21 protein-coding genes, 6 tRNA genes and 1 pseudogene are annotated in these 25220 nt (G+C 60.3%); 12 read left to right on the plus strand and 16 right to left on the minus strand.

Annotated elements, in window-relative coordinates; genetic code table 11:
* Nucleotides 1-4 precede the first annotated feature (4 nt).
* Both GIW02_RS16445 and GIW02_RS16450 read left to right on the plus strand, forming a co-directional pair.
* Nucleotides 5-988, plus strand: coding sequence for a FecR domain-containing protein (locus GIW02_RS16445; protein WP_236412632.1), 984 nt, complete (start codon nt 5-7; stop codon nt 986-988).
* A gap of 78 nt (nt 989-1066) precedes the next feature.
* Entirely contained in the window at nt 1067-3499 is a 2433-nt protein-coding gene (locus tag GIW02_RS16450; RefSeq protein ID WP_456361646.1) for a TonB-dependent siderophore receptor, read from the plus strand.
* A 144-nt stretch (nt 3500-3643) separates the two neighbouring features.
* Here the strand turns inward: GIW02_RS16450 and GIW02_RS16455 are convergent.
* Nucleotides 3644-3720: transfer RNA gene (locus GIW02_RS16455), tRNA-Asp, on the minus strand.
* A gap of 19 nt (nt 3721-3739) precedes the next feature.
* Nucleotides 3740-3815 (minus strand) — tRNA-Val (locus tag GIW02_RS16460).
* A 159-nt stretch (nt 3816-3974) separates the two neighbouring features.
* On the opposite strand from GIW02_RS16460, the gene rdgC reads away from it, so the two are divergent.
* The 3 genes from rdgC (at nt 3975) to sugE (ending at nt 6437) form a co-directional block, all read left to right on the plus strand.
* Complete coding sequence (gene rdgC / locus GIW02_RS16465; RefSeq protein WP_027607105.1) at nt 3975-4895, plus strand: recombination-associated protein RdgC; 921 nt, start codon at nt 3975-3977, stop codon at nt 4893-4895.
* A 154-nt stretch (nt 4896-5049) separates the two neighbouring features.
* On the plus strand, nt 5050-6015 hold the full coding sequence (locus GIW02_RS16470; protein WP_236412634.1) for a bile acid:sodium symporter family protein: 966 nt from the start codon (nt 5050-5052) through the stop codon (nt 6013-6015).
* Nucleotides 6016-6122: 107 nt separating this feature from the next.
* A complete protein-coding gene (sugE, locus tag GIW02_RS16475) occupies nt 6123-6437 on the plus strand; it encodes a quaternary ammonium compound efflux SMR transporter SugE (RefSeq protein ID WP_003237114.1) in 315 nt (104 codons plus the stop codon).
* A gap of 109 nt (nt 6438-6546) precedes the next feature.
* On the opposite strand, the gene GIW02_RS16480 is transcribed toward sugE, so the two are convergent.
* From GIW02_RS16480 to GIW02_RS16490, 3 genes are all read right to left on the minus strand, one after another.
* Complete coding sequence (locus GIW02_RS16480) at nt 6547-8421, minus strand: MFS transporter (protein WP_236412636.1); 1875 nt, start codon at nt 8419-8421, stop codon at nt 6547-6549.
* 65 nt (nt 8422-8486) lie between these two features.
* Complete coding sequence (locus GIW02_RS16485) at nt 8487-9635, minus strand: TDT family transporter (RefSeq protein WP_236412638.1); 1149 nt, start codon at nt 9633-9635, stop codon at nt 8487-8489.
* Nucleotides 9636-9712: 77 nt separating this feature from the next.
* Nucleotides 9713-10912: an MFS transporter gene (locus GIW02_RS16490; protein WP_236421946.1), complete on the minus strand. Its 1200-nt coding sequence runs from the start codon at nt 10910-10912 to the stop codon at nt 9713-9715.
* 91 nt (nt 10913-11003) lie between these two features.
* Here GIW02_RS16490 and GIW02_RS16495 point away from each other — a divergent pair, with 91 nt between their 5' ends.
* Complete coding sequence (locus tag GIW02_RS16495; RefSeq protein ID WP_236417385.1) at nt 11004-11543, plus strand: TetR/AcrR family transcriptional regulator; 540 nt, start codon at nt 11004-11006, stop codon at nt 11541-11543.
* Between the two features lie 131 nt (nt 11544-11674).
* Here the strand turns inward: GIW02_RS16495 and GIW02_RS16500 are convergent, their stop codons facing one another.
* The 4 genes from GIW02_RS16500 to GIW02_RS16515 form a co-directional block, all read right to left on the minus strand.
* Nucleotides 11675-12454 (minus strand): ABC transporter permease, encoded by a 780-nt coding sequence (locus tag GIW02_RS16500; RefSeq protein WP_236417375.1) that lies wholly within the window; start codon nt 12452-12454, stop codon nt 11675-11677.
* Entirely contained in the window at nt 12451-13383 is a 933-nt protein-coding gene (locus GIW02_RS16505) for an ABC transporter ATP-binding protein (protein WP_236417373.1), read from the minus strand. Before GIW02_RS16505 ends, GIW02_RS16500 begins: the two co-directional genes overlap by 4 nt.
* A 134-nt stretch (nt 13384-13517) precedes the next feature.
* Complete coding sequence (locus tag GIW02_RS16510) at nt 13518-14135, minus strand: glutathione S-transferase (RefSeq protein WP_236417371.1); 618 nt, start codon at nt 14133-14135, stop codon at nt 13518-13520.
* A gap of 56 nt (nt 14136-14191) precedes the next feature.
* Entirely contained in the window at nt 14192-14851 is a 660-nt protein-coding gene (locus tag GIW02_RS16515; protein WP_236417361.1) for a transglutaminase-like domain-containing protein, read from the minus strand.
* Nucleotides 14852-15042: 191 nt separating this feature from the next.
* Between GIW02_RS16515 and GIW02_RS16520 the strand changes: the two genes are divergently transcribed.
* Both GIW02_RS16520 and GIW02_RS16525 read left to right on the plus strand, forming a co-directional pair.
* A complete protein-coding gene (locus GIW02_RS16520; protein ID WP_236417359.1) occupies nt 15043-17490 on the plus strand; it encodes an acyl-CoA dehydrogenase in 2448 nt (815 codons plus the stop codon).
* A gap of 74 nt (nt 17491-17564) precedes the next feature.
* Nucleotides 17565-17972 carry a PA2817 family protein gene (locus tag GIW02_RS16525; RefSeq protein ID WP_236417357.1) on the plus strand — a complete coding sequence of 136 codons (408 nt, stop codon included), beginning with the start codon at nt 17565-17567 and terminating at the stop codon, nt 17970-17972.
* A gap of 129 nt (nt 17973-18101) precedes the next feature.
* On the opposite strand, the gene GIW02_RS16530 is transcribed toward GIW02_RS16525, so the two are convergent.
* On the minus strand, nt 18102-19034 hold the full coding sequence (locus tag GIW02_RS16530; protein ID WP_236417355.1) for a LysR family transcriptional regulator: 933 nt from the start codon (nt 19032-19034) through the stop codon (nt 18102-18104).
* Nucleotides 19035-19123: 89 nt separating this feature from the next.
* Between GIW02_RS16530 and GIW02_RS16535 the strand changes: the two genes are divergently transcribed.
* Nucleotides 19124-19750, plus strand: a complete 627-nt coding sequence (locus GIW02_RS16535; RefSeq protein ID WP_236417353.1) for an alanyl-tRNA editing protein — start codon at nt 19124-19126, stop codon at nt 19748-19750.
* Nucleotides 19751-19907: 157 nt separating this feature from the next.
* Nucleotides 19908-21647, plus strand: coding sequence for a dipeptidase (locus GIW02_RS16540; protein ID WP_236417342.1), 1740 nt, complete (start codon nt 19908-19910; stop codon nt 21645-21647).
* Between the two features lie 47 nt (nt 21648-21694).
* Here the strand turns inward: GIW02_RS16540 and GIW02_RS16545 are convergent, their stop codons facing one another.
* On the minus strand, nt 21695-21940 hold the full coding sequence (locus GIW02_RS16545) for a hypothetical protein (protein WP_236417340.1): 246 nt from the start codon (nt 21938-21940) through the stop codon (nt 21695-21697).
* 54 nt (nt 21941-21994) lie between these two features.
* Nucleotides 21995-23098, minus strand: a complete 1104-nt coding sequence (locus GIW02_RS16550) for a polyamine ABC transporter substrate-binding protein (RefSeq protein WP_236417338.1) — start codon at nt 23096-23098, stop codon at nt 21995-21997.
* A 138-nt stretch (nt 23099-23236) separates the two neighbouring features.
* Here GIW02_RS16550 and GIW02_RS16555 point away from each other — a divergent pair, with 138 nt between their 5' ends.
* Nucleotides 23237-24028, plus strand: coding sequence for a LuxR C-terminal-related transcriptional regulator (locus tag GIW02_RS16555; protein ID WP_236417336.1), 792 nt, complete (start codon nt 23237-23239; stop codon nt 24026-24028).
* Between the two features lie 91 nt (nt 24029-24119).
* Here GIW02_RS16555 and GIW02_RS16560 read toward each other — a convergent pair.
* The 4 genes from GIW02_RS16560 to GIW02_RS16575 all read right to left on the minus strand — a co-directional run bounded on the left by GIW02_RS16560 (nt 24120) and on the right by GIW02_RS16575 (nt 24534).
* A tRNA-Gly gene (locus GIW02_RS16560) sits at nt 24120-24195 on the minus strand.
* 3 nt (nt 24196-24198) lie between these two features.
* Nucleotides 24199-24274: transfer RNA gene (locus tag GIW02_RS16565), tRNA-Glu, on the minus strand.
* Nucleotides 24275-24378: 104 nt separating this feature from the next.
* A tRNA-Gly gene (locus GIW02_RS16570) sits at nt 24379-24454 on the minus strand.
* A gap of 4 nt (nt 24455-24458) precedes the next feature.
* A tRNA-Glu gene (locus GIW02_RS16575) sits at nt 24459-24534 on the minus strand.
* Between the two features lie 371 nt (nt 24535-24905).
* Between GIW02_RS16575 and GIW02_RS16580 the strand changes: the two are divergent.
* Nucleotides 24906-25220 (plus strand): annotated as a pseudogene (locus GIW02_RS16580) (hypothetical protein); the annotation flags it as partial.

Below are 25220 nucleotides of genomic sequence, written 5' to 3' on the forward strand. Positions count from 1 at the left end.
CCCGATGCCCGACGCCCACCAACAGATCGAAGAACAGGCCGCCGAATGGCTGCTGCGCTTGCACGAAGGTGAACTGAGTGACGCTCAGCGCGCGGCGTTCGAAGGCTGGAAACAACAAGGCCCCCACTACGCGGCGGCCGCCGCGCGCATGGAAGCCGTGATCGCCAGGATGCAGGCCCTGCGCGGCAAAAAAGCCCCGGCGCGGGCGGCGTTGAGCGCAGCGTTTGCCCATTCGAAACCCCGGCGCGGCACGCACACGCTGCGTGCCCTGCTGCTGGCGGGCAGCCTGGCCTTGCCGGCGGCGGCGCTGCTGGTCAGCCCATACCCACAACAATGGATGGCCGATGTACGCAACGGCCCCGGCCAATGGTACACCCTGCAATTGGCGGACGGCTCGACGCTGACCCTGAACGGCATCAGCGCGGCGAACCTGCATTTCGACGCCCAACAGCGCCGTATCGAACTGCTGCAAGGCGAGATCCTGGTGGAAGTGGCCCACGACAGTACACGGCCCTTTATCGTGCAGACGCCTCAGGGCACCTTGCGTGCACTGGGCACGCGGTTCGTGGTCAAGCGTGAAGGCGATGTGACGGTGTTGAGCATGCTGCAATCGCGCGTGGCCGCGCAAAGTGCCAACGCCCAACAAACGCTCGAAGTGGACGCCGGCTCGCGGGCGCTGATGAGTGCGAACAGCGTGCGCCTGGCTGGCACTATCGACCCAGCCAGCATCAACGAAGCCTGGCGCCGCCATCAACTGGTGGTGGAGAACCGTCCCCTGCCCCAGGTATTGGATGAGATTGCGCGGCACCGCTCCGGGCACCTGCAATTTGATCGCGCCGCCCTGCAAAACTTGCGCGTGTCGGCCGTCATCCCCCTGGATGACAGCGACCAGGCCCTGCAATTACTGGCGCAGACCTTGCCGATCAAGGTCCGTAACTTCACGCCATGGCTGATCGTGGTAGAGCCCACAACCAACTCCAAAAAATAATTATTCGCATTTGCTTCCGGTTTTTCCGAGGCTGCCCGTCAAGCAAGGTAATTCGACAACTAAAGGATTGCCTCCGCCATGCACACCCCTTCCTACCCTCGCGGTCGCTTTGGCCTGCTGAAAAGTGCGCCGCTGTCCCTGGCCATACTCAGCGCAGGCGTGATGAACGCCAACCTGGCCCAGGCGCAGCCGCTCAACGTCGCCACCCAGGGTTATGACATCCCGGCCGGGCCGCTGGGCAGCTCGCTCAATCGCTTCGCCCAGCAGGCAGGCGTCGCCATCGTGTTTCAGTCCCATGAGGTGGAAGGCCTCAACGGCCCGGGCCTCAAAGGCAACGTGGGCATACAGGAAGGCTTCGACCGCTTGCTGCAAGGCAGCGGCTACCGCGCGGTCAAGGGCGATCAGGGCTATGCACTGCAACCGGCCCCCGTCGCCGGCAACGGCAGCATGGAACTGGGCCCCACCCAAGTCACCGCCAACCAGTTGGGTAACGTCACCGAGGGCAGCGGCTCCTACACCCCTGGCAGCATTGCGACCGCCACCCGCCTGGTGCTGACCCCCAAGGAAACCCCGCAGTCGGTGACGGTGGTGACCCGCCAGCACATGGATGACTTTGGCCTGAACAACCTCGACGATGTGATGCGCCACACGCCCGGCATCACCGTTTCGGCCTTTGATACCGAGCGCAGCAACTACTACGCCCGCGGGTTTTCGATCAACAACTTCCAGTACGACGGCATCCCGTCGACGGCCCGCAACGTGGCCTACTCGGCGGGCAATACCCTGAGCGACATGGCGATCTACGACCGCGTCGAGGTGCTCAAGGGCGCCACCGGCCTGCTCACCGGTGCCGGCTCACTCGGCGCCACGATCAACCTGGTGCGCAAGAAACCGACCGCAACGTTCCAGGGGCATGCCTCCCTTGGCGCCGGCTCCTGGGACAACTACCGCAGCGAACTGGACGTCAGCGGCCCGCTGACCGACAGCGGCAATGTGCGCGGCCGCGCCGTTGCGGCGTATCAGGACAAGCATTCGTTCATGGACCACTACTCGCGCCAGAGCCCGACGTACTACGGCATCGTCGAATTCGACCTGTCACCCGATACCCTGCTGACCGTCGGTGGCGATTACCAGGACAGCCTGCCAAAAGGCTCTTCCTGGTCGGGCAGCTTCCCGCTGATCAATTCCAGGGGCGAACTCAACAACGTCAAGCGCTCGTTCAACAACGCCGCCGACTGGAGCAGTTGGGAGCAATACACCCGCACCGTGTTCGCCATGCTCGAACATGACCTGGGCAATGGCTGGGTGACCAAGCTGCAACTGGACCACAAGATCAACGGTTACCACGCGTTGATGGGCTCGATCCAGGGCGAAGAACCCCAGCCGGACGGCACCGCACAACTCACCTCCGGCAAGTACACCGGGGAAACCGTCAGCGACTCCGCCGACCTCTACGTGAGCGGCCCGTTCGACCTCGGCGGCCGTGAGCATGAACTGGTGCTGGGTGGCTCGATCAGCGCTTCCGAGTGGAAAGGCAAAGGCTATTGGAACCTGTCCCCCAACATCGTCGACTTCAATAACTGGCACGGCCACGCGACGATCCCGGACTGGGGCAAGGCGCAGCTGCTGATCGATGACACTGTGCGCCAGACCGGGGTGTACATGACAACCCGCCTGAACCTGGCCGATGACCTCAAGCTGCTGCTCGGCGGGCGGGTGGTCAACTACCAGGTCACCGGCTACAACCCCAACTACCGCGAGTCCGGGCGCTTCGTGCCGTATGTCGGCGCAATCTACGACCTGAACGACACCTACTCGGTCTACGCCAGCTACACCGACATCTTCATGCCCCAGGAAAGCTACAACCGCGACCGACAGAACAAGCTGCTTGAGCCGGACGAAGGGCAGAACTACGAGCTGGGCCTCAAGGCCGATTTCTTCGACGGCCGCCTGAATGCCAGCGCCGCCTACTTCGAGATCCACGAAACCAACCGCTCGCTGCCCGATGACGACTACAACAACCTCAAGCCGACCCCGACCAACTACGCGTTCAAGGGCACCAAGGCGGTGACCAAAGGTTATGAGCTGGAGATGACCGGCGAACTGGCGCCCGGCTGGCAGGTGCAGGCGGGCTACACCCACAAGATCGTGCGGGATGACAAGGACGAGAAGATTTCCACCTTTGAACCCGAGGACCAGGTCAGCCTGTACACCACCTATAAACTCAAGGGCAACCTGGACAAGCTGACCATCGGCAGTGGCGTGCGCTGGCAGAGCGTCGGCTGGCAAGACGTCTACAACACGCCCCGCCTGCGTAACGAGGAATTCTCCCAGGACGCCTATTGGCTGGTGGACGTAATGACGCGCTACCAGATCACCAAGAACGTGTCGGCGACGCTGAACGTCAACAATATCTTCGACAAGTCCTACTACACCAACATCGGCTTCTATAAGTCGGCGGCGTATGGTGAGCCACGCAACTTCATGCTCAGCACGCGCTGGGATTTCTGACCCGGCCCTAACAAAAACGCCGCCGATCATCGGAAATGATCGGCGGCGTTTTTTGGCGTTTGCACACCCCAGACAGTAAAAAGCCCGCTCAATGAGCGGGCTTCTTGTGGTGACCTGGCGTTCAGTGTTCCAGGTTACCGAATATGGCGCAGCGGACGGGACTCGAACCCGCGACCCCCGGCGTGACAGGCCGGTATTCTAACCGACTGAACTACCGCTGCGCGTAACACATAAAGCGAATGGTGGGTGATGACGGGATCGAACCGCCGACATTCTGCTTGTAAGGCAGACGCTCTCCCAGCTGAGCTAATCACCCTTCGCTTCGGTGTGGCGCGCATTCTACGGAGCGACCCTGGGTCTGGCAAGCACTTTCTTAAATCTTTTTTTTGATAGCTTCCAATGGCTTAGGCAGGGTTGGCCTGAGGCGCTATCAAGAGAATAATGCCCCCCTTTGTATAAAGGAGAGACTCACCCCATGTGGTTCAAGAACCTGCTTATCTATCGCCTGACCCAAGATCTGCCTGTTGATGCCGAGGCGTTGGAAGCGGCCATGGCCACCAAACTGGCACGCCCGTGTGCAAGCCAGGAGTTGACCACTTACGGTTTCGTCGCACCTTTCGGTAAAGGTGAAGACGCTCCCCTGGTTCACGTCAGCGGTGACTTCCTGCTGATCGCTGCGCGCAAGGAAGAACGCATCCTGCCGGGTAGCGTGGTGCGCGATGCACTCAAAGAGAAAGTCGAAGAGATCGAAGCGGAGCAAATGCGCAAGGTCTATAAGAAGGAACGCGACCAGATCAAGGATGAAATCATCCAGGCCTTCCTGCCCCGCGCCTTTATCCGTCGCTCGTCGACCTTCGCCGCCATCGCGCCGAAACAGGGCCTGATCCTCGTCAACTCGGCCAGCCCCAAGCGCGCCGAAGACTTGCTGTCGACCCTGCGTGAAGTGATCGGCACCCTGCCGGTACGCCCACTGACGGTGAAAACCGCGCCAACCGCAATCATGACCGACTGGGTCACCACTCAGAAGCCGGCCGATGACTTCTTCGTCCTCGACGAATGCGAACTGCGCGACACCCACGAAGATGGCGGGATTGTGCGCTGCAAGCGCCAGGACCTGACCGGCGAAGAGATCCAACTGCACCTGACCACCGGCAAAGTCGTGACCCAACTGTCGCTGGCCTGGCAGGACAAGCTGTCCTTCATGCTCGACGACAAGATGACCGTCAAGCGCCTCAAGTTCGAAGACCTGCTGCAAGACCAGGCAGAACAGGACGGCGGCGAAGAGGCCCTGGGCCAACTGGACGCCAGCTTTACCCTGATGATGCTGACCTTCGGCGACTTCCTGCCGGCGCTGATCGAAGCGTTGGGTGGTGAAGAAACCCCACAAGGCATCTAAAGCCCTGCGAAGATCAAAAGGTGGGAGGGGGCTTGCTCCCGATTGCAGTGGATCAGCCAACTCTGCAGGGGCTGACACACCGTCATCGGGGGCAAGCCCCCTCCCACATTTGATTGCATTTGCACTTCAAGAACCTAATAACAAGGACATCCCCATGCGCGCACTCGCCGCCTTGAGCCGCTTCGTCGGCAATACCTTCGCCTACTGGGTGTTGATTTTCGCCGTCGTCGCCTTCCTTGAACCGAGCTGGTTCATCGGCCTGAAAAGCGCCATCGTCCCGCTGCTGGGCCTGGTGATGTTCGGCATGGGGCTGACCCTCAAACTCGAAGACTTCGCCGAGGTCGCCCGCCACCCATGGCGTGTGGCCCTGGGCGTGGTTGCGCACTTTGTGATCATGCCGGGCGTGGCCTGGCTGCTGTGCCAGGCGTTTCACCTGCCGCCGGAAATTGCCGTCGGCGTGATCCTGGTCGGCTGCTGCCCAAGCGGCACCTCGTCCAACGTGATGACCTGGCTGGCCCGTGGCGACCTGGCGCTGTCGGTGGCCATCGCCGCCGTCACCACCCTCCTCGCCCCGCTGCTCACGCCGGCACTGATCTGGTTGCTGGCGTCGGCCTGGTTGCCGGTGTCGTTCATGGAGTTGTTCTGGTCGATCCTGCAGGTGGTGCTGCTGCCTATCGTGCTCGGCGTGGTCGCGCAACGCGTGCTCGGCGAGCGGGTGCGGCATGCGGTGGAGGTGTTGCCGCTGGTGTCGGTGGTCAGCATTGTGATCATCGTCGCGGCGGTGGTTGCCGCCAGCCAGGCGAAGATCGCCGAGTCCGGCCTGTTGATCATGGCCGTGGTGATGCTGCACAACAGCTTCGGTTACCTGCTGGGCTACTTCACCGGCCGCGTGTTCAAGCTGCCATTGGCCCAGCGCAAGTCGCTGGCGCTGGAAGTGGGCATGCAGAACTCCGGGCTGGGCGCGGCACTGGCCAGCGCGCACTTCTCGCCGTTGGCGGCGGTGCCGAGCGCGCTGTTCAGCGTTTGGCACAATATTTCCGGGGCACTGCTGTCGACCTACTTCCGCCGCATGAGCGAGAAGGAAGACCGCCGCGCTGTGGAGAACACCGCGCAAACTTGATCGTTCGAGCCGTTTTAGGCACTCTACCGAGCTTCGCGGGGACGACCCCGCGACGCTGTCGAGGCGCACAATCCGGGGACGACCCCGCCTGAAGAAGCGAGGTCAGCATGTCCTGGATCATTCTGTTTTTTGCCGGGTTGTTTGAAGTCGGCTGGGCCGTCGGCCTGAAGTACACCGACGGTTTCAGCAAACCCCTGCCCACCGCCCTGACGATTGCCGCCATGGCCATCAGCCTCGGCCTGCTCGGGCTGGCCATGAAGGAACTGCCGCTGGGCACCGCCTATGCCATCTGGACCGGCGTGGGTGCCGTGGGCACGGTGATCGCCGGGATTATCCTGTTTGGGGAATCCATGGCGCTGTTTCGGTTGGCCAGTGTGGCGTTGATCATTTGCGGGCTCATTGGGCTCAAGATCAGCACCTAGGCCACTACCGCCATCGGGGGCAAGCCCCCTCACACATTTTGAAGGTGTTCACAAATCAACATGTGGGAGGGGGCTTGCCCCCGATGAGGCCAGCACATTCAACACCTGGCTACCTGACACCCCCGCGCAACCCCCCTACCCGCTCCTGCAACTGCGCAGGTGTCGCCAAGTCAACAGACACCGGCTCCCCCGCCACCAACACCACCCGCGACCAGATCCGGTGAAAGAAGCCCTTGTTCGGGTCCCGGCTGAAGAAACTCCCCCACAACCCCTGCAACGCCAGCGGAATCACCGGCACCGGCGTCTCTTCCAGAATGCGCGTCACGCCGCCGCGAAACTCGTTCATCTCGCCGTCAGCCGTCAGCTTGCCTTCCGGGAAGATGCACACCAGCTCGCCTTCCTTGAGGTAATGGGCGATCCGCGTGAAGGCCTTTTCGTAGATCTGGATATCCTCGTTACGCCCGGCAATCGGAATCGCCCCGGCGGTACGGAAGATAAAATTCAACACCGGCAAGCGGTAGATCTTGTAGTACATGACAAAGCGAATCGGCCGACGCACCGCGCCACCAATCAGCAGTGCATCGACAAACGACACGTGGTTGCACACCAACAGCGCCGCGCCCTCATCCGGGATCAGGTCGAGGTTTTTATGCTCCACGCGGTACATGGAATGGCTGAGCAGCCAGATCATAAAGCGCATGGTGAACTCGGGGACGATTTTGAAGATGTAGGTGTTCACCGCGATATTCAGCAGCGAGACCACCAGGAACAACTCGGGGATCGACAGCTTGGCGACGCTCAGCAACAGGATCGACACGATCGCCGACACCACCATGAACAGCGCATTGAGGATGTTGTTGGCGGCAATCACCCGCGCCCGCTCGTTCTCGGCGGTGCGCGACTGGATCAGGGCGTACAGCGGCACAATATAAAAGCCGCCGAACACGCCCAGGCCGAGAATATCGAACAACACCCACCAGGCCTGGCCGTAACCGAGCACCGCCAGCCAGTCGTTGGCCTGCACATTCTGCGGGAAGCCGCCGGAGTGCCACCACAGCAACAGGCCGAATACGGTCAGGCCAAAGGAACCGAAAGGCACCAGCCCGATTTCCACCTTACGCCCGGAGAGTTTTTCGCAGAGCATCGAACCGAGGGCGATCCCCACCGAGAACACGGTGAGAATCAGCGTCACCACGGTTTCATCGCCGTACAGCCACTCCTTGGCGTAGGCCGGAATCTGTGTCAGGTAGATCGCGCCGACAAACCAGAACCACGAGTTGCCGACGATAGAGCGCGACACCGCCGGGGTCTGCCCCAGGCCCAGGCGCAATGTGGCCCAGGACTCGCTGAAGATGTTCCAGTTCAAGCGCAGCTGCGGCGTAGACGCCGCCGCGCGCGGAATACTGCGGCTGGCCAGGTAACCCAACACCGCCACGCCGATAATCGCCACCGCCACCACCGGTGCGTAATGGGTGGACGACATCATGATCCCGGCGCCAATAGTGCCGGCCAGGATCGCCAGGAACGTGCCCATTTCCACCAGGCCATTACCGCCCACCAGCTCATCGTCGTGCAGGGCCTGCGGCATGATCGAGTACTTCACCGGGCCGAACAGCGCCGAGTGTGTGCCCATGGCAAACAGCGCCAGCAGCATCAGCTCCAGGTGGTTGAACAGAAACCCCGTGGCGCCGACGGCCATGATCACGATTTCGCCGACCTTGATCGCGCGGATCAAGGCGTCCTTGTTGAACTTCTCGCCAAACTGCCCGGCGAGTGCCGAAAACAGGAAGAACGGCAGGATAAACAGCAACGCGCACAGGTTGACCCAGATGGCGCGGTCACCGTCGATGCTGAGCTTGTAGAGAATCGCCAGAATCAGCGATTGCTTGAAGATGTTGTCGTTGAACGCGCCCAGCAACTGGGTGATGAAAAACGGCAGGAAGCGCCGTGTGCGCAGCAAGGTGAATTGTGAGGGGTGGCTCATCGTCCGTGTTCCTGCGTGGCCTGAAGGCTTATAGAGAGTCAGGCCACGACTTTACCTAATCCTGCTTACTTATTCGCTAGCCCCGCAATGCACGGCGAAACAAAAAGCTCACCTTTATAGGCGCCCTGCAGCGTGCGCTTGGCCACGATCAGCCACATCAGCGCCAATGCCATCACCAACACGCTGCCGAATACGCTGAAGAACCCCAGGTGCAGCAGGCTCGCCAGTTTCAATGTGGCCAGGGCGTAAACCCCCAGTGGGAAGGTGAAGCCCCACCAGCCAAGGTTGAACGGGATACCCGCGCGCAGGTAACGCAGGGTGATCAACACCGCGATCAGCATCCACCACAGGCCAAACCCCCACAGCGTAATGCCCGCCACCAGGCCCAGGCCGTTGGCCATTTCACCGACACCCGGCAGGCCGTTGGCGGCAAAAATCGCCGGTGCGTCGCCGCCGAGCAGCAACATGCCAAGGGCACCGGTGCCGATGGGGCCGAGGGCCAGCCAGCTCGAGGCGGCCATGTTGGCGTGGGGCAGTTTATGCAAAGCCATGCGCAGCATCAGAATGGTCAGGATGCTGAACGCCACCGGCAGCGAAAACGCCCACAACACATAGCTGGTCACCAGCATCACCAGCTGTGAATGGGCGTCGGCCAGATGGGGCGCGAGCAAACCACCGCTGGCCGCCGCGACTTCGGCAGCCACCACCGGCAACAGCCAAACGGCGGTCATTTGGTCGATGCTGTGTTCCTGGCGGGTGAACATCATGAACGGGATCAACACACCGCAGGCCAGGGCCATTGCCACATCCAGCCACCACACGGCCTGGGCCAGCGCGATCACGTCGTCGCCCCAGCGGGGCAGGCCGAACAGCAATAAACCGTTGAGAATCGTGGCCAGGCCCATGGGGATGGTGCCGAAAAACATCGACACGGTGGAGTGCCCGAAAATCCGCCGCGCTTCGTGAAAAAACATCACCCAACGCGCGGCATACAAGGCGCTGAACAGAATGAACAAGCCAATGGTGAACAGCCACAAGCCTTCGGCAAGGGTGTGCAGCACGGGCAGGTTGACCGGCAATTGCGCTAGGGCCAGGGCCAGCACGCCGGTGCCCATGGTCGCGGCAAACCAGTTGGGGGTGAACTGGCGAATCACTTCCCGGGGACGGGTCAGGTGGCTCAGGGGTCTGTAGCTGATGGTAGTCGAGCAGGTCATGATGGCAATCCTCTTCCTCGCATGAGGTTGAGCCCATGGTAGAACCTGATCGAATATCTATATAACGGGTAATATCTCTAACTGTTATCTGTTTTACCAATATAAGCCAGGCGCCGCTCTTTCCACAGCAGCCCAGCCAGGGCACCCAAGGCCAACAGGATCAGCACCGCGCCGTAACCATCGGTGGTGGCGATCAAACCCACGCTGCGAATCAAATTGCCCGCCAGCAACGACGGCAGGCAGAACGCCAGGTAGCTCAGCACATAGAAGGCCGACATCAAGCCCGCGCGCTCATGGGGCAATGCCAGTGGCACCACGCTGCGTAACGCACCGAGAAAACCTGCACCAAAGCCGCTGCCGGCGATCAACGTGGCGATGAAAAACAACGGCAGGCTGGCGCTGTGTACAGCGGTCAGGATCAACGCCACACCGAGGGCCAGCAACCCGGCACCCAGGCGCAACACCTTGTCGGCCGGGCGATTGCGCAGGGTGAAAATCATCAGCGCCCCACTCACGGTCAGCACCGCTACCAGGCCACCGCCGATCAGGTTGGAGGTCGAACCGGTGGCTGCGCGTACCAGCGAAGGCGCGAGGGACAGGTAAAACCCACCCATCGCCCACACCGCCACGTCCACCGGCAACGCCAGCCACAAAGCCCGCCGCGCCTGAGGAGGCACGTGCAAGGTCGGACGCAGCGACGCCAGCGCGCCAGGCATACGGCTGACGGTTTCCGGCAGGCGCCATACGTACAAGGCCTGCAACAGCATCAGCAGCAGCAAGGTCCAGTAGATCAATTGGGTCGGCAGCGGCGCAAACTCCACCAGCAAGCTGCTGCCCATCGCGCCGCACGCCATGCCCAGCAACGGCGCCACGCTGTTGACCAGCGGGCCTTGCTGGCGGTCGGTGTCGAGCAGTGCTGCGCCCAACACGGCGGTGGCCATGCCGGTGGCAAACCCTTGCACGGTGCGCGCGGCGAGCAGCCAGGCCACGCTGCTCTCATTGATAAACAGCAACATCGCCAACATATTCAGGGCCAATGCAGCAAAAATCACCGGCTTGCGGCCCAGGTGGTCCGACAGCGAGCCGACGGTCAACAGCGCCGCCAACAGGCTCAAGGCGTAGACGCCGAAGATCAGCGTCAGCATGCCGGCGGAAAAATGCAGGCCTTCCTGATACAGGTGATACAAGGGCGTTGGCGCACTGGAGGCCGCAAGAAACGTGAGCAAGGTGATCGCCAGGAACACCAGGCTGGAACGATGTGAAGTGAGGCTGGACATGGGCACGCTCTGCTAAAGCTAATATTTTGCTTTTGCGGAGTGTGCTACCGGCCAGCGCTTAAAGCAAATTCTTTGTGTTAAGGTCGCAAACATGGCGATAAAAGAAGGCCTCCGCCCGGGGGGCCGTAGTGCCCGGGTACAAGAATCCGTTCATTCGGCCGTACGTGATTTGCTGGAAACTCATGAGCGCTCCAGCGTTACCGTGCCGATGATTGCCGCACGCGCAGGGGTTACGCCCTCCACCATCTACCGGCGCTGGGGCGACCTTGGTGTGCTGCTCGCGGATGTGGCCCTGGCACGCATGCGCCCGGACAGTGAGCCAGCCAACACCGGCAGCCTGCGCGGCGACTTGCAGGCTTGGGCCGAGCAGTATCTGGATGAGATGAGTTCCGAGCCGGGTCGCAACATGATGCGCGACCTGCAGTGCATGGTCACGCCGGGGTACTGCGTGAGCATCTTGAGTGGACAGCTGCAGGCGATTGTCGATCGCTATCCGGACCCGGTGCCACCGAGCGTGGACCATTTGATCAACCTGATCGCAGCGCCCACAGTGTTTCGCATTCTGTTCTCGACCGAGCCGCTGACGGTGGAAGCGCTGCATGGGCTGATCGAACTGGCACTCAATTCCTGACGTTACGCCAATACAAATGTGGGAGGGGGCTCGCTCCCGATAGCAGTGGATCAGTCAGTGCATGAGTGACTGACAGATCGCTATCGGGGGCAAGCCCCCTCCCACATTTTTGACCGCGTACATCCGTTGAGTCAGGTACGCATCCCGCGCCCGCTCACCAGCAGCTTCGCACAGCCGATGTACAGCACCACGGTCGCCACGATCATGAAGGTGATCGCCACGCTGATCTTGATATCCGACACGCCGAGGATGCCGTAGCGGAAGGCGTTGACCATGTGCAGCACCGGGTTGGCCAACGACACGGTCTGCCAGAACGGCGGCAGCAAGGTGATGGAGTAGAACACCCCGCCCAGGTAGGTCAGCGGCGTGAGCACGAACGTCGGGATGATCGAAATGTCATCGAAGTTGCGCGCAAACACTGCGTTGATGAACCCCAGCAGCGAAAAAATCGTCGCCGTCAGTACGACCACCAGAATCGTCAGGCCGAGGTGATGCACTTGCAGGTGCGTGAAGAACAGCGACAGCAAGGTCACGATCACGCCCACCATCAGGCCGCGCAGTACGCCGCCCAGGGTGTAGCCGATCAGAATGGTGTGCGGCGACACCGGCGACACCATCAGTTCTTCGATGGAGCGCTGGAACTTGCTGCCGAAGAAGCTGGACACCACGTTGCCGTAGGAGTTGGTGATCACCGACATCATGATCAGGCCCGGCACGATGTATTCCATGTAGGTGAAACCACCCATATCGCCAATCTGCCGGCCGATCAGGTTACCGAAGATCACGAAATACAGGACCATGGTGATCGCCGGCGGCAGCAGGGTCTGCGGCCAGATCCGGGTAAAGCGCTTCACTTCGCGATAAACGATGGTTTGTAGCGCGACGAGGTTGGGTTGCAGTTCGGAACTCATAACGCCACCTTCGCCAGATTTTTCTCCACCAGGGACACGAACAACTCCTCAAGGCGATTGGTTTTGTTGCGCAGGCTCAGCACTTCGATGTTCTGGGCCGCCAACTGAGTGAACAGCGCGGTAATGCCCATGGCTTTGTCCACCTGGATTTCCAGGGTATGGCTGTCCACCAGACGGCTGGGGTAGCCGAGCAATTGCGGCGGCACCGACAGGTTGTTTTTCAGGTCGAGCAGGAAGGTCTCCACGTGCAACTGACCCAGCAGGTTACGCATGCTGGTGTTCTCGACGATGGTGCCATGGTCGATGATGCCGATATTGCGGCACAGCTGCTCAGCCTCCTCCAGGTAGTGGGTGGTGAGAATGATGGTGATGCCCTTCTCGTTCAGCTCGGTGAGGAAGGTCCACATCGAACGACGCAACTCGATATCCACACCGGCGGTGGGCTCATCGAGGATCAGCAGGCGCGGCTCATGGACGAGCGCGCGGGCAATCATCAAGCGACGCTTCATACCGCCGGACAGCGAACGCGACGGCACATCGCGCTTGTCCCACAGGCCCAATTGGGTCAGGTACTGCTCGGCACGTTCCTTGGCGATTTTTGCCGGGATGCCGTAGTAGCCGGCCTGGGTCACGACGATGTCGAATGTCTTTTCAAACTGGTTGAAGTTGAACTCCTGGGGCACCACACCGATGGAACGCTTGAGCGCCGCCGGGGATTTGTCCAGGTCGTGACCGAAGATATTCACCGTGCCGCTGGTCTTGTTGACCAGGGTCGAGAGAATGCCGATGGTGGTGGATTTGCCGGCACCGTTGGGGCCGAGCAAGGCGAAGAAGTCACCTTCGGCAACGTCCAGATCGATACCACTCAGGGCCTGGAAACCGTTGCCGTAGGTTTTGGTTAGCTGCCGGATGGACAGAGCGGAACTCATATCGGAATACGCACCAAAGAAGGGAACAGAAAGAATAGATGAGGGCGCAGCGCGCATAGTTCAACGGCTGCGCAAGGCAAGCATGGTGCTTGCCTGCGCCGCACAAGTACAGTCGCTCGTATTAATAGTCAGTATTAAGTCAACGCGGTCATCACGGCTTTGCGGTACGCCGGGCGTTGCTGCAGGCGCTGGTACCAGGCCTCCAGATGGGGCATTGCCGGCCGTTCGATGGGCATTTCGAACCAGGCGTAGATAAAGCAGCCCAAGGGGATATCACCCATGCCGAACGCGCTGCCGGACAGATACGGCTGCTCGGCCAGCGCCTTGTCGACGGTACGGAATGCATCGATGCAGGCCTGACGCCCAGCATTGATGCTGTCCCAGTTCTGTTTTTCGGCAGGCGTACGCACGATGCCCCAGAACACCGCCTTGAACGGCTCGGCGATGGTCGAGGTGGTCCAGTCCATCCACTTCTCCGCGTTAGCGCGGGTTTGCAGGTCGCTCGGGTACAAAGCCGACGCATGCTTGGCGCAGAGGTAACGCACGATGGTGTTGGATTCCCACAACACAAAGTCGCCGTCTTCGATCATCGGCACCCGGCCATTGGGGTTCAACGCCCGGTATTGCGGCGTGTCGACCACACCAAAAGCCCCGCCCGCATCAATTGCCTCATAGTCCAGGCCGAGTTCCTCGGCGCACCACAGTGCCTTCCTGACGTTTGATGAATTTTTACGACCCCAGATTTTCAGCATGACCGCGCCTTATTGTTGATGTACATGGCTTGATGAAGGCAGCAGCATACGCCGGTTCATCCGCGGCTTGAATCGCTGTGCATATCGCCCAGCAATTGCGGCATGCCCTCGGCAAACAGGTGCGGGTAACAGCGCTGAATGTGAGCGAAAAAAAATCCCTCGGGCACGTCGCAAAATTGCCCGTGGTCCACCACGTACTCCATCGAACGCTGGCCCTGGCGATTGAACGCGTGAAAGACACTGTCGTTGACCCCATCGAACTCCAACGGCGGCACATCGAACAGCTCGCACAGTTGCTGGTTGAACGCCGGGGTGGCCTTGACCCAACGCCCCTGCAAAAACAGCTCGGTGTAACCATGCATGGCGAACACATCGCTCTTGAGCAATGCGAGCAGGCGGGGCGTCGACAGGTGATTACGCACATCTGCCAAGCCGATACGCGCGGGGATGCCGCAGTGCCGCGCACACGCGGCAAGCAAGGTGGCCTTGGGCACGCAGTAACTCTCGCGGGTGGCCAGGGCGAAGCTGGCGCTCAAGGTGTCTGGGTCACGGCTGAACGTGTAGGGGTTGTAGCGAATCGCCTCACGCACGGCGTAATAAAGACTGACTGCCTGGTCACTTAAATCCGCGCGGGTTCCACGATGTTTTTCGGCGAACTCCACCACCGCAGGGTGGTCACTATCGATGAAGCGGCTGGGACTCAGGTACGTATCCATGAGCGTGATCTCTGGGGTGAGCCTGGAGTTTAACGACAGGTCTGCCACGGAGATAACGACGATTCGGCCAAATGTCGGCGCCTGCTGCCAGATGCTCCCAGTACAACTTGTAACACCCTGATCACCCTGCTTGTTCGGATGCCGACTAAGCTCCCTGGTGGTTTCGCCCCTGGTTTCACGGAGGATTGAATATGCTGTTGTTGTGGATACTGGTTCTGGTGGTCGGCATTGCCTACCTCGCGCACCGCCGCGTCGCCCCCCTGCCCGCGCTGGGTGTGGTCGCCGTCTACCTGCTGGCGATGGGCGCCTGGAGCCACGCACCGGGTTGGCTGCTGCTGATCTTCTGGGTGTTGATCGCCGTGGTGGCCGCGCCGCTGCTGCTGCCGGACCTGCGCCGCCAATACTTCACCAAGCCGCTGTTCAGCTGGTTTCAGAAAGTCCTGCCGCCCATGTCCGAAACCGAACGCGATGCCATCGACGCCGGCACCGTGTGGTGGGACGGCGAACTGTTCAGTGGGCGCCCCGACTGGGACAAGTTGCTGGCCTACCCCAAGGTCCAACTGACCGAGGAAGAACAAGCTTTCATTGACGGCCCTACCGAAGAACTCTGCGCCATGGTCAGCGACTGGGAAATCGGTCAGGCGATGGAACTGCCGCCCGCCGCCTGGGAACACATCAAGACGCACGGTTTCTTCGCCCTGATCATTCCCAAGGAGTACGGCGGCAAGGGCTTCTCTGCCTATGCCCACTCCCAGGTTGCGATGAAACTCGCGACCCGCAGCGGCGACCTGGCCTCCACCGTGATGGTGCCCAACTCCCTCGGCCCGGCCGAACTGCTGCTGCATTACGGCACCGACGAGCAGCGCAACCACTACCTGCCGCGCCTGGCGCGTGGCGATGACATCCCCTGCTTTGCCCTCACCGGCCCGCTGGCCGGTTCCGACGCCGGCGCCATGCCCGACACCGGGGTGATCTGCAAAGGTGAATGGGAAGGCAAGGAAACCCTCGGTCTGCGCCTGAACTGGGAAAAACGCTACATCACCCTCGGCCCGGTCGCGACCCTGCTGGGCCTGGCCTTCAAGGCGCATGACCCGGACCACCTGCTGGGCGAAGAGGAAGACCTGGGCATCAGCCTGGCCTTGATTCCAACTGACACTCCCGGCGTGGAAATCGGCCGCCGCCACCTGCCCCTCGGCGCCGCCTTCATGAACGGCCCCAACTCCGGCAAGGATGTGTTTATCCCGCTGGAATTCCTCATCGGCGGCCAGGAGATGCTCGGCAAGGGCTGGATGATGTTGATGAACTGCCTGTCGGTCGGCCGCTCGATTTCCCTGCCGGCAGTCGGCACCGGCGCGGCCAAGTTCACCAGCCTGGTAACCGGTCAGTACGCCCAGGTGCGCGAGCAATTCAACGTGCCGCTGTCGGCCTTCGAAGGCATCCAGGAAGCCCTGGCCCGCATCGGCGGCAACGCCTGGCTGATGGACAGCGCGCGCATGCTCACCGCCAATGCGGTCGACCTTGGGGAAAAACCCTCGGTGCTGTCGGCGATCCTCAAGTACCACCTGACCGAACGCGGCCGTGAGTGCATCAGCCACGCCATGGACGTGCACGGTGGCAAGGGCATCATCATGGGCCCGAACAACTACCTGGGCCGCAGCTGGCAGGGCGCGCCGATTTTCATCACCGTGGAAGGCGCGAATATCCTCTCGCGCAACTTGATGATCTTCGGCCAGGGCGCGATTCGCTGCCATCCATTCGTGCTCAAGGAAATGGCCCTCGCCGGTCGCGAGGACCATGACCAGGCACTGAAGGAGTTCGACGGCCTGCTGATGCAACACATCGGTTTTGCCGTAAGCAATGCCGCCAGCACCCTGGTGTTGAACCTCGGCGTCGGCCACTTCGAGAAGGCCCCTGGCAACCGCTTGAGCCAAGGTTACTTCCGCGCACTGAACCGCCAGGCCGCCGCTTTCGCCCTGCTCGCCGACCTGAGCATGATGCTGCTGGGCGGTGAGTTGAAACGTCGCGAACGCCTGTCGGCGCGCCTGGGGGATGTGCTGAGCCACATGTACCTGGCATCGGCGGCACTCAAGCGTTATCACGACCTGGATTCGCCGGACCATCTGGAACCGCTGTTCGCCTGGGCCATGGAAGAAAGCCTTGGCGAGTCGGAGCGTGCGCTGGATGAACTGCTCAGCAATTTCCCGAACAAAGTGCTGGGCTGCCTGCTGCGGGTGATCGTGTTCCCGTTCGGCCGTCGCCACACCGGGCCGTCCGACGCGCTGGATGCGCAAGTGGCTGCGGTAATCGGGCGTGCCAAGGGCGATCCGACTCTGGAAGAGTTGCTGGCCGGCTGCTATCGCCCGCAATCGGCAGAAGATCCGGTCGGGGCCCTGCAACAGGCCTACGACCTGCTTGGCGCCAGCCACCCTTTGCAGAAAAAACTCCACAGTGCGCTCAAAAGCGGCCAGGTCAAGCCGGCTGCCGGCGAGCATGCCATTGATGCGGCGCTGCACGCCGGCGTGCTGCAACCGGCCGAAGCGCAAACCCTGCGCGACGCCGAAGCGGCGCGACGCAAGGTGATCGACGTGGATGATTTCAGCAAGGAAGAGCTGCTGCAGGCTGAGGGCACGGTGCGCTGATCCCGGCAACCCTATAATTACGGGCGCTTGAGCTATATACTCTCGCGCCCGTTTTTGCTTTGAGGACTTATCTCGTGTCCAACGTCGTTGCCGATCACCTCGTCTTGCTCGACCACCTGCGCAGCATCCTGGTTGCCGTCGGCGAAGCCGAACAGGTGCCCGAGGAAAGCCACGTCCTGTTCCTGGAGCGCTTCGACGAATTGCGCGCCCTGCTGCCGATAGACCCGATCGAAAGCCAGTACCTGGGCCAGGACCTGATGAGCCAGGTCATCCTGCGCTACCCACAGATTGCCCACTTGGTGCCACGCGACCTGCTGTGGTTCTTCGGCGGTGACTGCCTGCACTTCATGCCCGACGAAGAACTGGACCTGTACCAGGCCCTGGAAGAGCGTCGCCATGAAGCCGAACTGAACGACGAACCGTTCGACTGGAACCAGGAAAAGCAGCTGCTGGCCATGCCCCAGGATCAAAGCAAGCACTGATTTTCAGAACACTACAAAACACAATGTGGGAGGGGACTTGCCCCCCCGGTAGCGGTGCGAGAGTCAGCTCATTTTCAGCTGATACACCGTAATCGCGGGCAAGCCCCCTCCCACAAGTGGTCTGCATTCCTAGCGCCGACGCAATGTCGGCTCCTTCGCCATACACGCCACCAGATAATCGATAAACACCCGCAACTTGGGCGACAGGTACCGCGTCGGCGAGTGCAGCAGCCATGCCTCGCCATGGTAGGACGCTATAAAGTCCCACGCTGGCAACACCTGCACCAACCGCCCCTCCTCCAGCGCATGCCGCGCCGTGAAATACGGCAAGCTGCCAATGCCCACATGCTGCTCTACCGCATCCAGGCGCACGCCGGTGTGGTTCGCCGCATACCGCCCGCGCACACCCACCGTCACCGTCTTGCCGGCCTGGCGAAATTTCCAGCGCGAGTCCCCTGGGGTTTCGCCAAGGTAGATGCAACTGTGTTCCAGCAAATCATGGGGATGATCCGGTGTGCCGTGCTCGGCGAGGTACTGCGGCGTTGCACACAGCAGATGCTCGATAGGCAATAACTGTCGCCCGATCAGCCCTGGCGGCGGGTTGTCGGTAATGCGAATACTCAGATCGACGTTGTCATCGATCAGGTCTACGTGGCGGTCCTCAAGAATCAGTTGCACATCCACTTTGGGGTACCGCCGCAGGAACTCCGGCATATGCGGATGCACCACAAACCGCCCTACCGCCTTGGGCACGCTGACCCGCACCAGGCCCTCGGCCTCATGGGTGAAATGGCCGCTGATGTCCATCACCGAACGCGCCGCGTTGACCATCTCCTGGCAGCGCTTGAACACCTCTTCGCCGCCCTCGCTGAGGCGCAATTTGCGTGTGGTGCGTTGCAGCAGACGTATCGCCAACGCCTGCTCCAGACGCGAAATACTTCGGCTCACCGCCGAGGGCGAAACGCTTAATTGCCGCGCCGCTGCGGAAAAACTGCCGGCTTCCACCACGTTGACGAAAATCGCCATTTCGCCCAGCAGCGACAAAGGAAGATTGATGCTCATAGCGCACAGGTCCATTGATAACTGAGTGGATTATCACCCAACAGCGCACTATTTATACTGCTCGCAGAACTTTGATGCGGATGCAAATGATGACCGAGCGCCTGTTTTTCACCCACGACCACCTGACCGCCGAGCTTGACGTACTGAGCTGTACCGCCCACGAAGAGCACTACGCGGTAATCCTGCAGTCGACGATTTTCCACCCCCAGGGTGGCGGGCAGCCGTTCGACACCGGCTGGCTCGGCGACAGCAAAGTATTGCGTGTCACCCAGGAAGCCGATCGCGTGGTGCACTACGTCCAACAGCCGGTAGCGCTCGGCCCGATCAGCGCGTGCGTCGACGAACCGCGCCGCGCCCTGCACACGCGTTTGCATTCGGCCGGCCACCTGATTGGCAACGTCGGTGAAAGCCTGGGCTGGATGCCGATCAAGGCGCACCACTGGCCGGGTGAAGGCAAGATCACCTTCATCCGTGGCGAAGCCGCACAAGCGATGGAGGCCCAAGCCATTCAACAGCAGGTCAACCAATGGATCGCGGCAGACTATCCTCGCCACATGGCGCTGGCAGACGGCACCCGCACGGTGGGCTTCGGCACGCTGCCCGCGTATGCCTGCGGTGGCACCCATGTGCAGGCGTTGAGCGAACTGGGCGCGGTGACGATCCTCAGCCTGTCGGAGAAAAAGGGCGCGCTGTCGGTGCGTTACACCCTCGACTAAACAGTGGGCGGGCGCTCAGCGCCGCGGGTGTTGGTGGCGATATTTCCTACTCTCGGCTCTCCCATTTCTAAGCAAGGTGATGGTAGTGTGTGAAAATGTTTCTGACACATCGGTCAGAAACCACCTCCTCATCACCTGCAAAGGAATGCCTTCAGCAATGCACTTTCCACTCAAGCAATTGGCGGCTGCCACCCTGTTCGCGGCCAGCCTTTCGGCCATTGCCACACCAGCCTTGGCCAACATCACTGCCGACCAAAGCGCGGCAATCATCAAGCACTTCAATCAAAGCACCGTCACTGACTTTCGCGGTTTCCTCGGCACCCTGGCCAAGGGCGACCTGAGCAAAACCCACGACGTGGGCCCGGCGATCAGCGCCTTCCTCGACAATAAAACCCTGAGCGCCGACCAACAGAATGAAATCCATCGCCTGCTGGGCATCTACACGCGGGTGAAATACGGCAAGGCCGCGCTCGAAACGTTGCGTGAGCTGGTAGAAATCCCGACCTTCAACGTGGACGGATTGGCGCAGTACAACAACCCGGAGTTCATCAAGATCGCGGGCAAGATCCAGGCCCTGGCGAAAGACTTCAACCTGAACTTCCGTAACGTCGACAACCGCGTGTACGAGATTTCCCTGGAAGGCAGCAGCGACGAAGTGGTCGGCATTCACGCCCACGCTGACGTGGTGCCCGTGACGCCGGAAAACTGGGTCCTGAAAGACGGCACCAAGCTCGATCCGTTCAAGGTCACACTGATCGGCGACCGCATGTATGGCCGTGGCACCGAAGACGACAAAAACGGTATCGTCGTCGCACTGTATGCCATGAAAGTCATCAAGGAAGAGAAGCTGCCGCTGGCGCGCAACTTCAAGCTGCTGGTGGACACCACCGAAGAAACCTCCGGCGACGCAATCCCCTATTACTTCGAAAAAAACCCGACGCCGCAGTACAACCTGGCGTTGGATGGTGGCTACCCGGTAGTGATTGCCGAGAAAGGCTACGGCACGGTCATGGCCACCTTCCCGCGCCGCAAGGGTGAAGGCAAAGGGGCGGAAATCATCGCGATGACCGGCGGCATGGCGACCAATCAGATTCCATCGGCCTCCGTTGCCACGTTTGTCAGCGACAAGCCGGCCGAGCTGGCCGCCAGCCTGCAAACAGCCGGTGCGGAGTACGCCAAGCGCAATGGCGGCGATTTCCAAGTAGCGGCCAAGGTCGACGGTAAAGAGGTCAAGCTGACGGTGACGGGCGTGTCGGCGCACTCCTCTGAACCGGAATCCGGTATCAACCCGGTGGCGCGCATGCTTGGGTTGATCCACAGCGTCGACGGCAAGATCGCCCTCAAGCACAACCACATCACCGATGCCGCGCGTTATGCGGCGGACAACTGGGGCCTGGATTACCTGGGCGGCAAGTTGGGCGTCGGGTTCTCCGATGATTTCATGGGGCCGCTGACCACCTCGCTGACCTTTGTCGGGCTGGATGACACAGCGTTCAAACTGGCGGTAAACCTGCGCGTGCCCAAGGGCAAGTCGCCGGAAAAGCTCAAGGCCGAAATTGCCGACAAGTTGAACGCCTGGGACAAGCAGACCAAGGTCAACGTGAGCTTTACCTACTCGATCGCCGAACCGATGTACCGCAACCCGGAAGGTGAATGGGTGAAGGCGTTGTTGGCCGTGGCCAGCGAAAACCTGGGTATGGAACACACGTTCGGTACCTCGGCCGGTGCGACGTCGGTGCATGAACTGCCCAATGGCGTGCAATTTGGCCTGGCGCGTCCGGAGGTGAAGTACACCGGGCACACTGACAATGAGTTCAAGACCGTTGACCAGTTCTTGCTGGACCTGCAGATCGTCACGGAAATGATGAGCCGCATCGGGCAACTGCCCAAGCTCTGATTGACGCTTGAGCCCGCCGCAATGGCGGGCTCAAAGTGTGCGCGCGGTCAGCCCGAAAGGCGCTCGCCGCGTTCAACCATGGCCAGCTCGGGGAACTCAAACAGGAGCGCCTTGTTGCCCCTGCCGATATGCTCCATCACCGCCAACGTAATGTGTTCACGCACCGTCCCGGTCGAAACGAAATACATGGCCCAGGCCTGCTCTGGCGTACAGTGGCCGATCTGTTCCTCAATCTCCTGGTACGCCTTGTCTTCGTCCAACCCCGAGCGGTAGGGGTAAGTGTCTGGGCACATGATTTTTCTCCTCGTCTGGGACGTCATGAAGCCGGAACGGTGCGCAAACAACTGTCAGGTACCACTTTTCACTTTGGTCCAGACACGTGTGCGAATTCGCTCCAGCTTCAACGGCAGCGGCTCAAGCGGTACCAGGGTGGCAAGGGTTTTCTTGTCAGGGTAGATCCAGGGGTTGTCTCGCAGTGTCTGCTCGACAAGTTCAGTGGCGTCCTTGTTGGCATTCGGATAAAGCGTGTGGTTGGAGGTCTTGGCGATCACCTGCGGCTCAAGCATGTAGTTGATGAACGCCAGCCCTTGCTTTGCATGGGGCGCGTCTTTGAGCAGCACAAAATTTTCCGACCACACCAGCCCGCCTTCGCGCGGCAAGCTGTAAGCAATCTTGCGTCCGGTGTTGTTTTTCTCATTGATGGCCTTGGCCATCAGCGCCCCGCTCGCCCACCCGACGACCACACAGATATTGCCGTCGGCAAAGTCGGCGTCGGTTCTGGATGAATCGAAATACAGCACGTAAGGGCGGATTTTCAGCAGCAGCGCCTGGGCCTTCTGGTAGTCCTCAGGGTTCTGGCTGTTGCTTGGCAGCCCGAGATAATGCAGCGCGATCGAGATGATTTCACTCGGAGAGTCGAGCATCGCTACGCCGCACGACTTGAGCTTGCTGATGTTCTCTTCCTTGAAGATCAAGTCCCAGCTGTTCACGGGGGCGTCATCCCCCAATGCCGCTTTGACTTTGTCCACGTCATAACCAATGCCGGTCGTGCCCCACAAATAGGGGACGGCATAGCGATTACCCGGGTCATTGGCCGCGAGCAGTTCGAGCATGTCGGGGTCGATATGGGCAAAATTGCTCAGTTGGCTGCGGTCCAACGGTGCAAGGACGCCCGCCTGGATCAGGCTGGGCAGGACATTTGAGGTGGCGACCACCACGTCATACCCGGTGCGCCCCGCCATGACCTTGCTCTGCATGATCTCGGCACTGTCAAAGGCATCGATGTGGATTCGGGTGCCGGTTGCCTGCTGGAATTCCTTGGGGGTTTCTGGCGCGATCAAGCCGAACCAGTTGTACAGATTAACCCGTGGTTGCGCGGCCTCAACGGGCAGGCTTGCACCTGCACAGACAAACGCGGCAAAAAAAATGGCGCGCAAATGTGATTGACTCATCTAGCTATCCTTGTCAAAACAACAGGCCCTCATGGCCTGCATTCACTGGGGGGTGAATATACCCGGCATCGCTGAATAGTAAATACCTACAAGTACTTAGCTCCGCGCCAAGAATCCCTAACCCTAAAGGGGTAGAACATGTCACTCGATCTTCACAACCTGGCCTGGCATCGGTCAGTCGGCAAACTGATCATGGAGCTCAATCGCCCAGCGTTCTGGAGTTCACTGGTACGCGTCGTCAATGAATATGTGCAGATCGATAACTGGGTGGTTCTGGTGTTCAGCGATCAACACGTGAACGTCCTCTGCGTGACCGAGGTGGCGGATGCGGAGGAAGTCGATGCACTGACGCAACGCTACGTAAAAGGCCTTTATCTGCTCGACCCGTTTTATATCGCCAACCGTGAAAACCCGCAGAGTGGCTTTTTCCATTTGTCAGACATCGCGCCGGAGCATTTTCTGACCACGGAGTACTACCATCAGTATTTCGCCCAATACATCACCGCCGACGAGGTTCAGTACAACGTTCAACTCGACGCGGACAGAACACTGTGCATGTCTTTCGGCAGTAATGTCCGCTTCAGCCCGGAGCAGATCACCACGCTTGAAATCATCAAGCCCTGGGTGATGGCGCTGATGCATCAGCGCATGAGCTATGAGAACGACCTGGACAAGAATCTCAGCGAGCCACCACCATGGTCTGAAGCAATCATTCAGTTGGGCACACAGATAACCACCCGCGAAAAGGACGTGCTGAAACTGCTGCTGAGTGGTTTTTCCAACAAAGAGATCGCCGGCAAATTGTCGCTTTCGACAGAAACCATCAAGGTGCACCGGCGCAATATTTACAACAAGCTGAACATCAAGTCGCAATCCGAACTGTTTGCGCGATTTTTCATGCTGAAACAGGAAGCCCACGCGCTGAGCTGAAGGCGCGTGGCATGCCCAGGAACATGGCCCGGGATAAAAACCCGCACAAACAAAAACGCCGATCATCACTGATCGGCGTTTTCGTTGAATATGGAGCGGGAAACGAGACTCGAACTCGCGACCCCGACCTTGGCAAGGTCGTGCTCTACCAACTGAGCTATTCCCGCAAATGGCGTCCCCTAGGGGACTCGAACCCCTGTTACCGCCGTGAAAGGGCGGTGTCCTAGGCCACTAGACGAAGGGGACACGCTACTGAAACACATGGTGTGTATTTCAGTGCCCAGAGATTAAATCCTAAGATTACGCCCTGGTTTCACTCAGTGCCGCCCGAGGGCAACACTGCTTAAATTTGGAGCGGGAAACGAGACTCGAACTCGCGACCCCGACCTTGGCAAGGTCGTGCTCTACCAACTGAGCTATTCCCGCAATATGGCGTCCCCTAGGGGACTCGAACCCCTGTTACCGCCGTGAAAGGGCGGTGTCCTAGGCCACTAGACGAAGGGGACACACGTACAACATTCACTCCCTACCGCGTTTCGCTGTGTGCTTTACGCTGTAAGTGGCGCGCATTCTATGGATGGATTGAAAGGTCGTCAACCCCCAAGGATAAATTTATTTAAATCAATGACTTCGACCCTGTTTCCGGGCCCTGGCACGGATTCTGCCCGTCCGAGCTTTGGCGCCTATATTCTGGCGTCTGACAAGACGCTATAGTTCGCAGTAGCAAATGATGGCAATGTGCATCCACGCAGGGAGCGCCTTACCTATATAGAAGAAACTACCTGGGCAACTGGTCGATCAACGCTATCCGCCGAATGGCCCAGTCACTACACTCCACTGTAAACCCTATAAAGAGGTCACACCGGTGACACCACTCATGATCACCCTGCTGGTAATAGCCGGGATCGTAATACTGATCGCCATTGGCTACATGAACCACGTGGTGGAAAACAACAAGCTGGAAAAGAAGCGCACCGAGATCGAGCTTAATGATCGCCTGCGCCGTTGCGGTGAAATCACCGAGACATTTCCCGGCCAATTGATGACCCCGGCGCTCAAGCTCTTGCTGACGCGTCTGGAACTCAACGTCAACCAGCGCCTGTTGAACCTCAACAAGACCAGCGCCCCCATCAAAGCGCGCATCACCGAGCTGACTGCACTGGTAGCCCAGGGCGAGTCGATCCCGGTGAAC

It is taken from the genome of Pseudomonas syringae (assembly GCF_021606685.1).
In the GTDB taxonomy this organism is placed as follows: Bacteria; Pseudomonadota; Gammaproteobacteria; order Pseudomonadales; family Pseudomonadaceae; genus Aquipseudomonas; species Aquipseudomonas syringae_R.

Coding starts and splice junctions, on each gene's coding strand:
- GIW02_RS16445 (WP_236412632.1), top strand. CDS start 5: ATGCCCGACGCCCACCAACAGATCGAAGAACAGGCCGCCGAATGGCTG.
- GIW02_RS16450 (WP_456361646.1), top strand. CDS start 1,067: ATGCACACCCCTTCCTACCCTCGCGGTCGCTTTGGCCTGCTGAAAAGT.
- rdgC (WP_027607105.1), top strand. CDS start 3,975: ATGTGGTTCAAGAACCTGCTTATCTATCGCCTGACCCAAGATCTGCCT.
- GIW02_RS16470 (WP_236412634.1), top strand. CDS start 5,050: ATGCGCGCACTCGCCGCCTTGAGCCGCTTCGTCGGCAATACCTTCGCC.
- sugE (WP_003237114.1), top strand. CDS start 6,123: ATGTCCTGGATCATTCTGTTTTTTGCCGGGTTGTTTGAAGTCGGCTGG.
- GIW02_RS16480 (WP_236412636.1), bottom strand. CDS start 8,421: ATGAGCCACCCCTCACAATTCACCTTGCTGCGCACACGGCGCTTCCTG.
- GIW02_RS16485 (WP_236412638.1), bottom strand. CDS start 9,635: ATGACCTGCTCGACTACCATCAGCTACAGACCCCTGAGCCACCTGACC.
- GIW02_RS16490 (WP_236421946.1), bottom strand. CDS start 10,912: ATGTCCAGCCTCACTTCACATCGTTCCAGCCTGGTGTTCCTGGCGATC.
- GIW02_RS16495 (WP_236417385.1), top strand. CDS start 11,004: ATGGCGATAAAAGAAGGCCTCCGCCCGGGGGGCCGTAGTGCCCGGGTA.
- GIW02_RS16500 (WP_236417375.1), bottom strand. CDS start 12,454: ATGAGTTCCGAACTGCAACCCAACCTCGTCGCGCTACAAACCATCGTT.
- GIW02_RS16505 (WP_236417373.1), bottom strand. CDS start 13,383: ATGAGTTCCGCTCTGTCCATCCGGCAGCTAACCAAAACCTACGGCAAC.
- GIW02_RS16510 (WP_236417371.1), bottom strand. CDS start 14,135: ATGCTGAAAATCTGGGGTCGTAAAAATTCATCAAACGTCAGGAAGGCA.
- GIW02_RS16515 (WP_236417361.1), bottom strand. CDS start 14,851: ATGGATACGTACCTGAGTCCCAGCCGCTTCATCGATAGTGACCACCCT.
- GIW02_RS16520 (WP_236417359.1), top strand. CDS start 15,043: ATGCTGTTGTTGTGGATACTGGTTCTGGTGGTCGGCATTGCCTACCTC.
- GIW02_RS16530 (WP_236417355.1), bottom strand. CDS start 19,034: ATGAGCATCAATCTTCCTTTGTCGCTGCTGGGCGAAATGGCGATTTTC.
- GIW02_RS16535 (WP_236417353.1), top strand. CDS start 19,124: ATGACCGAGCGCCTGTTTTTCACCCACGACCACCTGACCGCCGAGCTT.
- GIW02_RS16540 (WP_236417342.1), top strand. CDS start 19,908: ATGCACTTTCCACTCAAGCAATTGGCGGCTGCCACCCTGTTCGCGGCC.
- GIW02_RS16545 (WP_236417340.1), bottom strand. CDS start 21,940: ATGTGCCCAGACACTTACCCCTACCGCTCGGGGTTGGACGAAGACAAG.
- GIW02_RS16550 (WP_236417338.1), bottom strand. CDS start 23,098: ATGAGTCAATCACATTTGCGCGCCATTTTTTTTGCCGCGTTTGTCTGT.
- GIW02_RS16555 (WP_236417336.1), top strand. CDS start 23,237: ATGTCACTCGATCTTCACAACCTGGCCTGGCATCGGTCAGTCGGCAAA.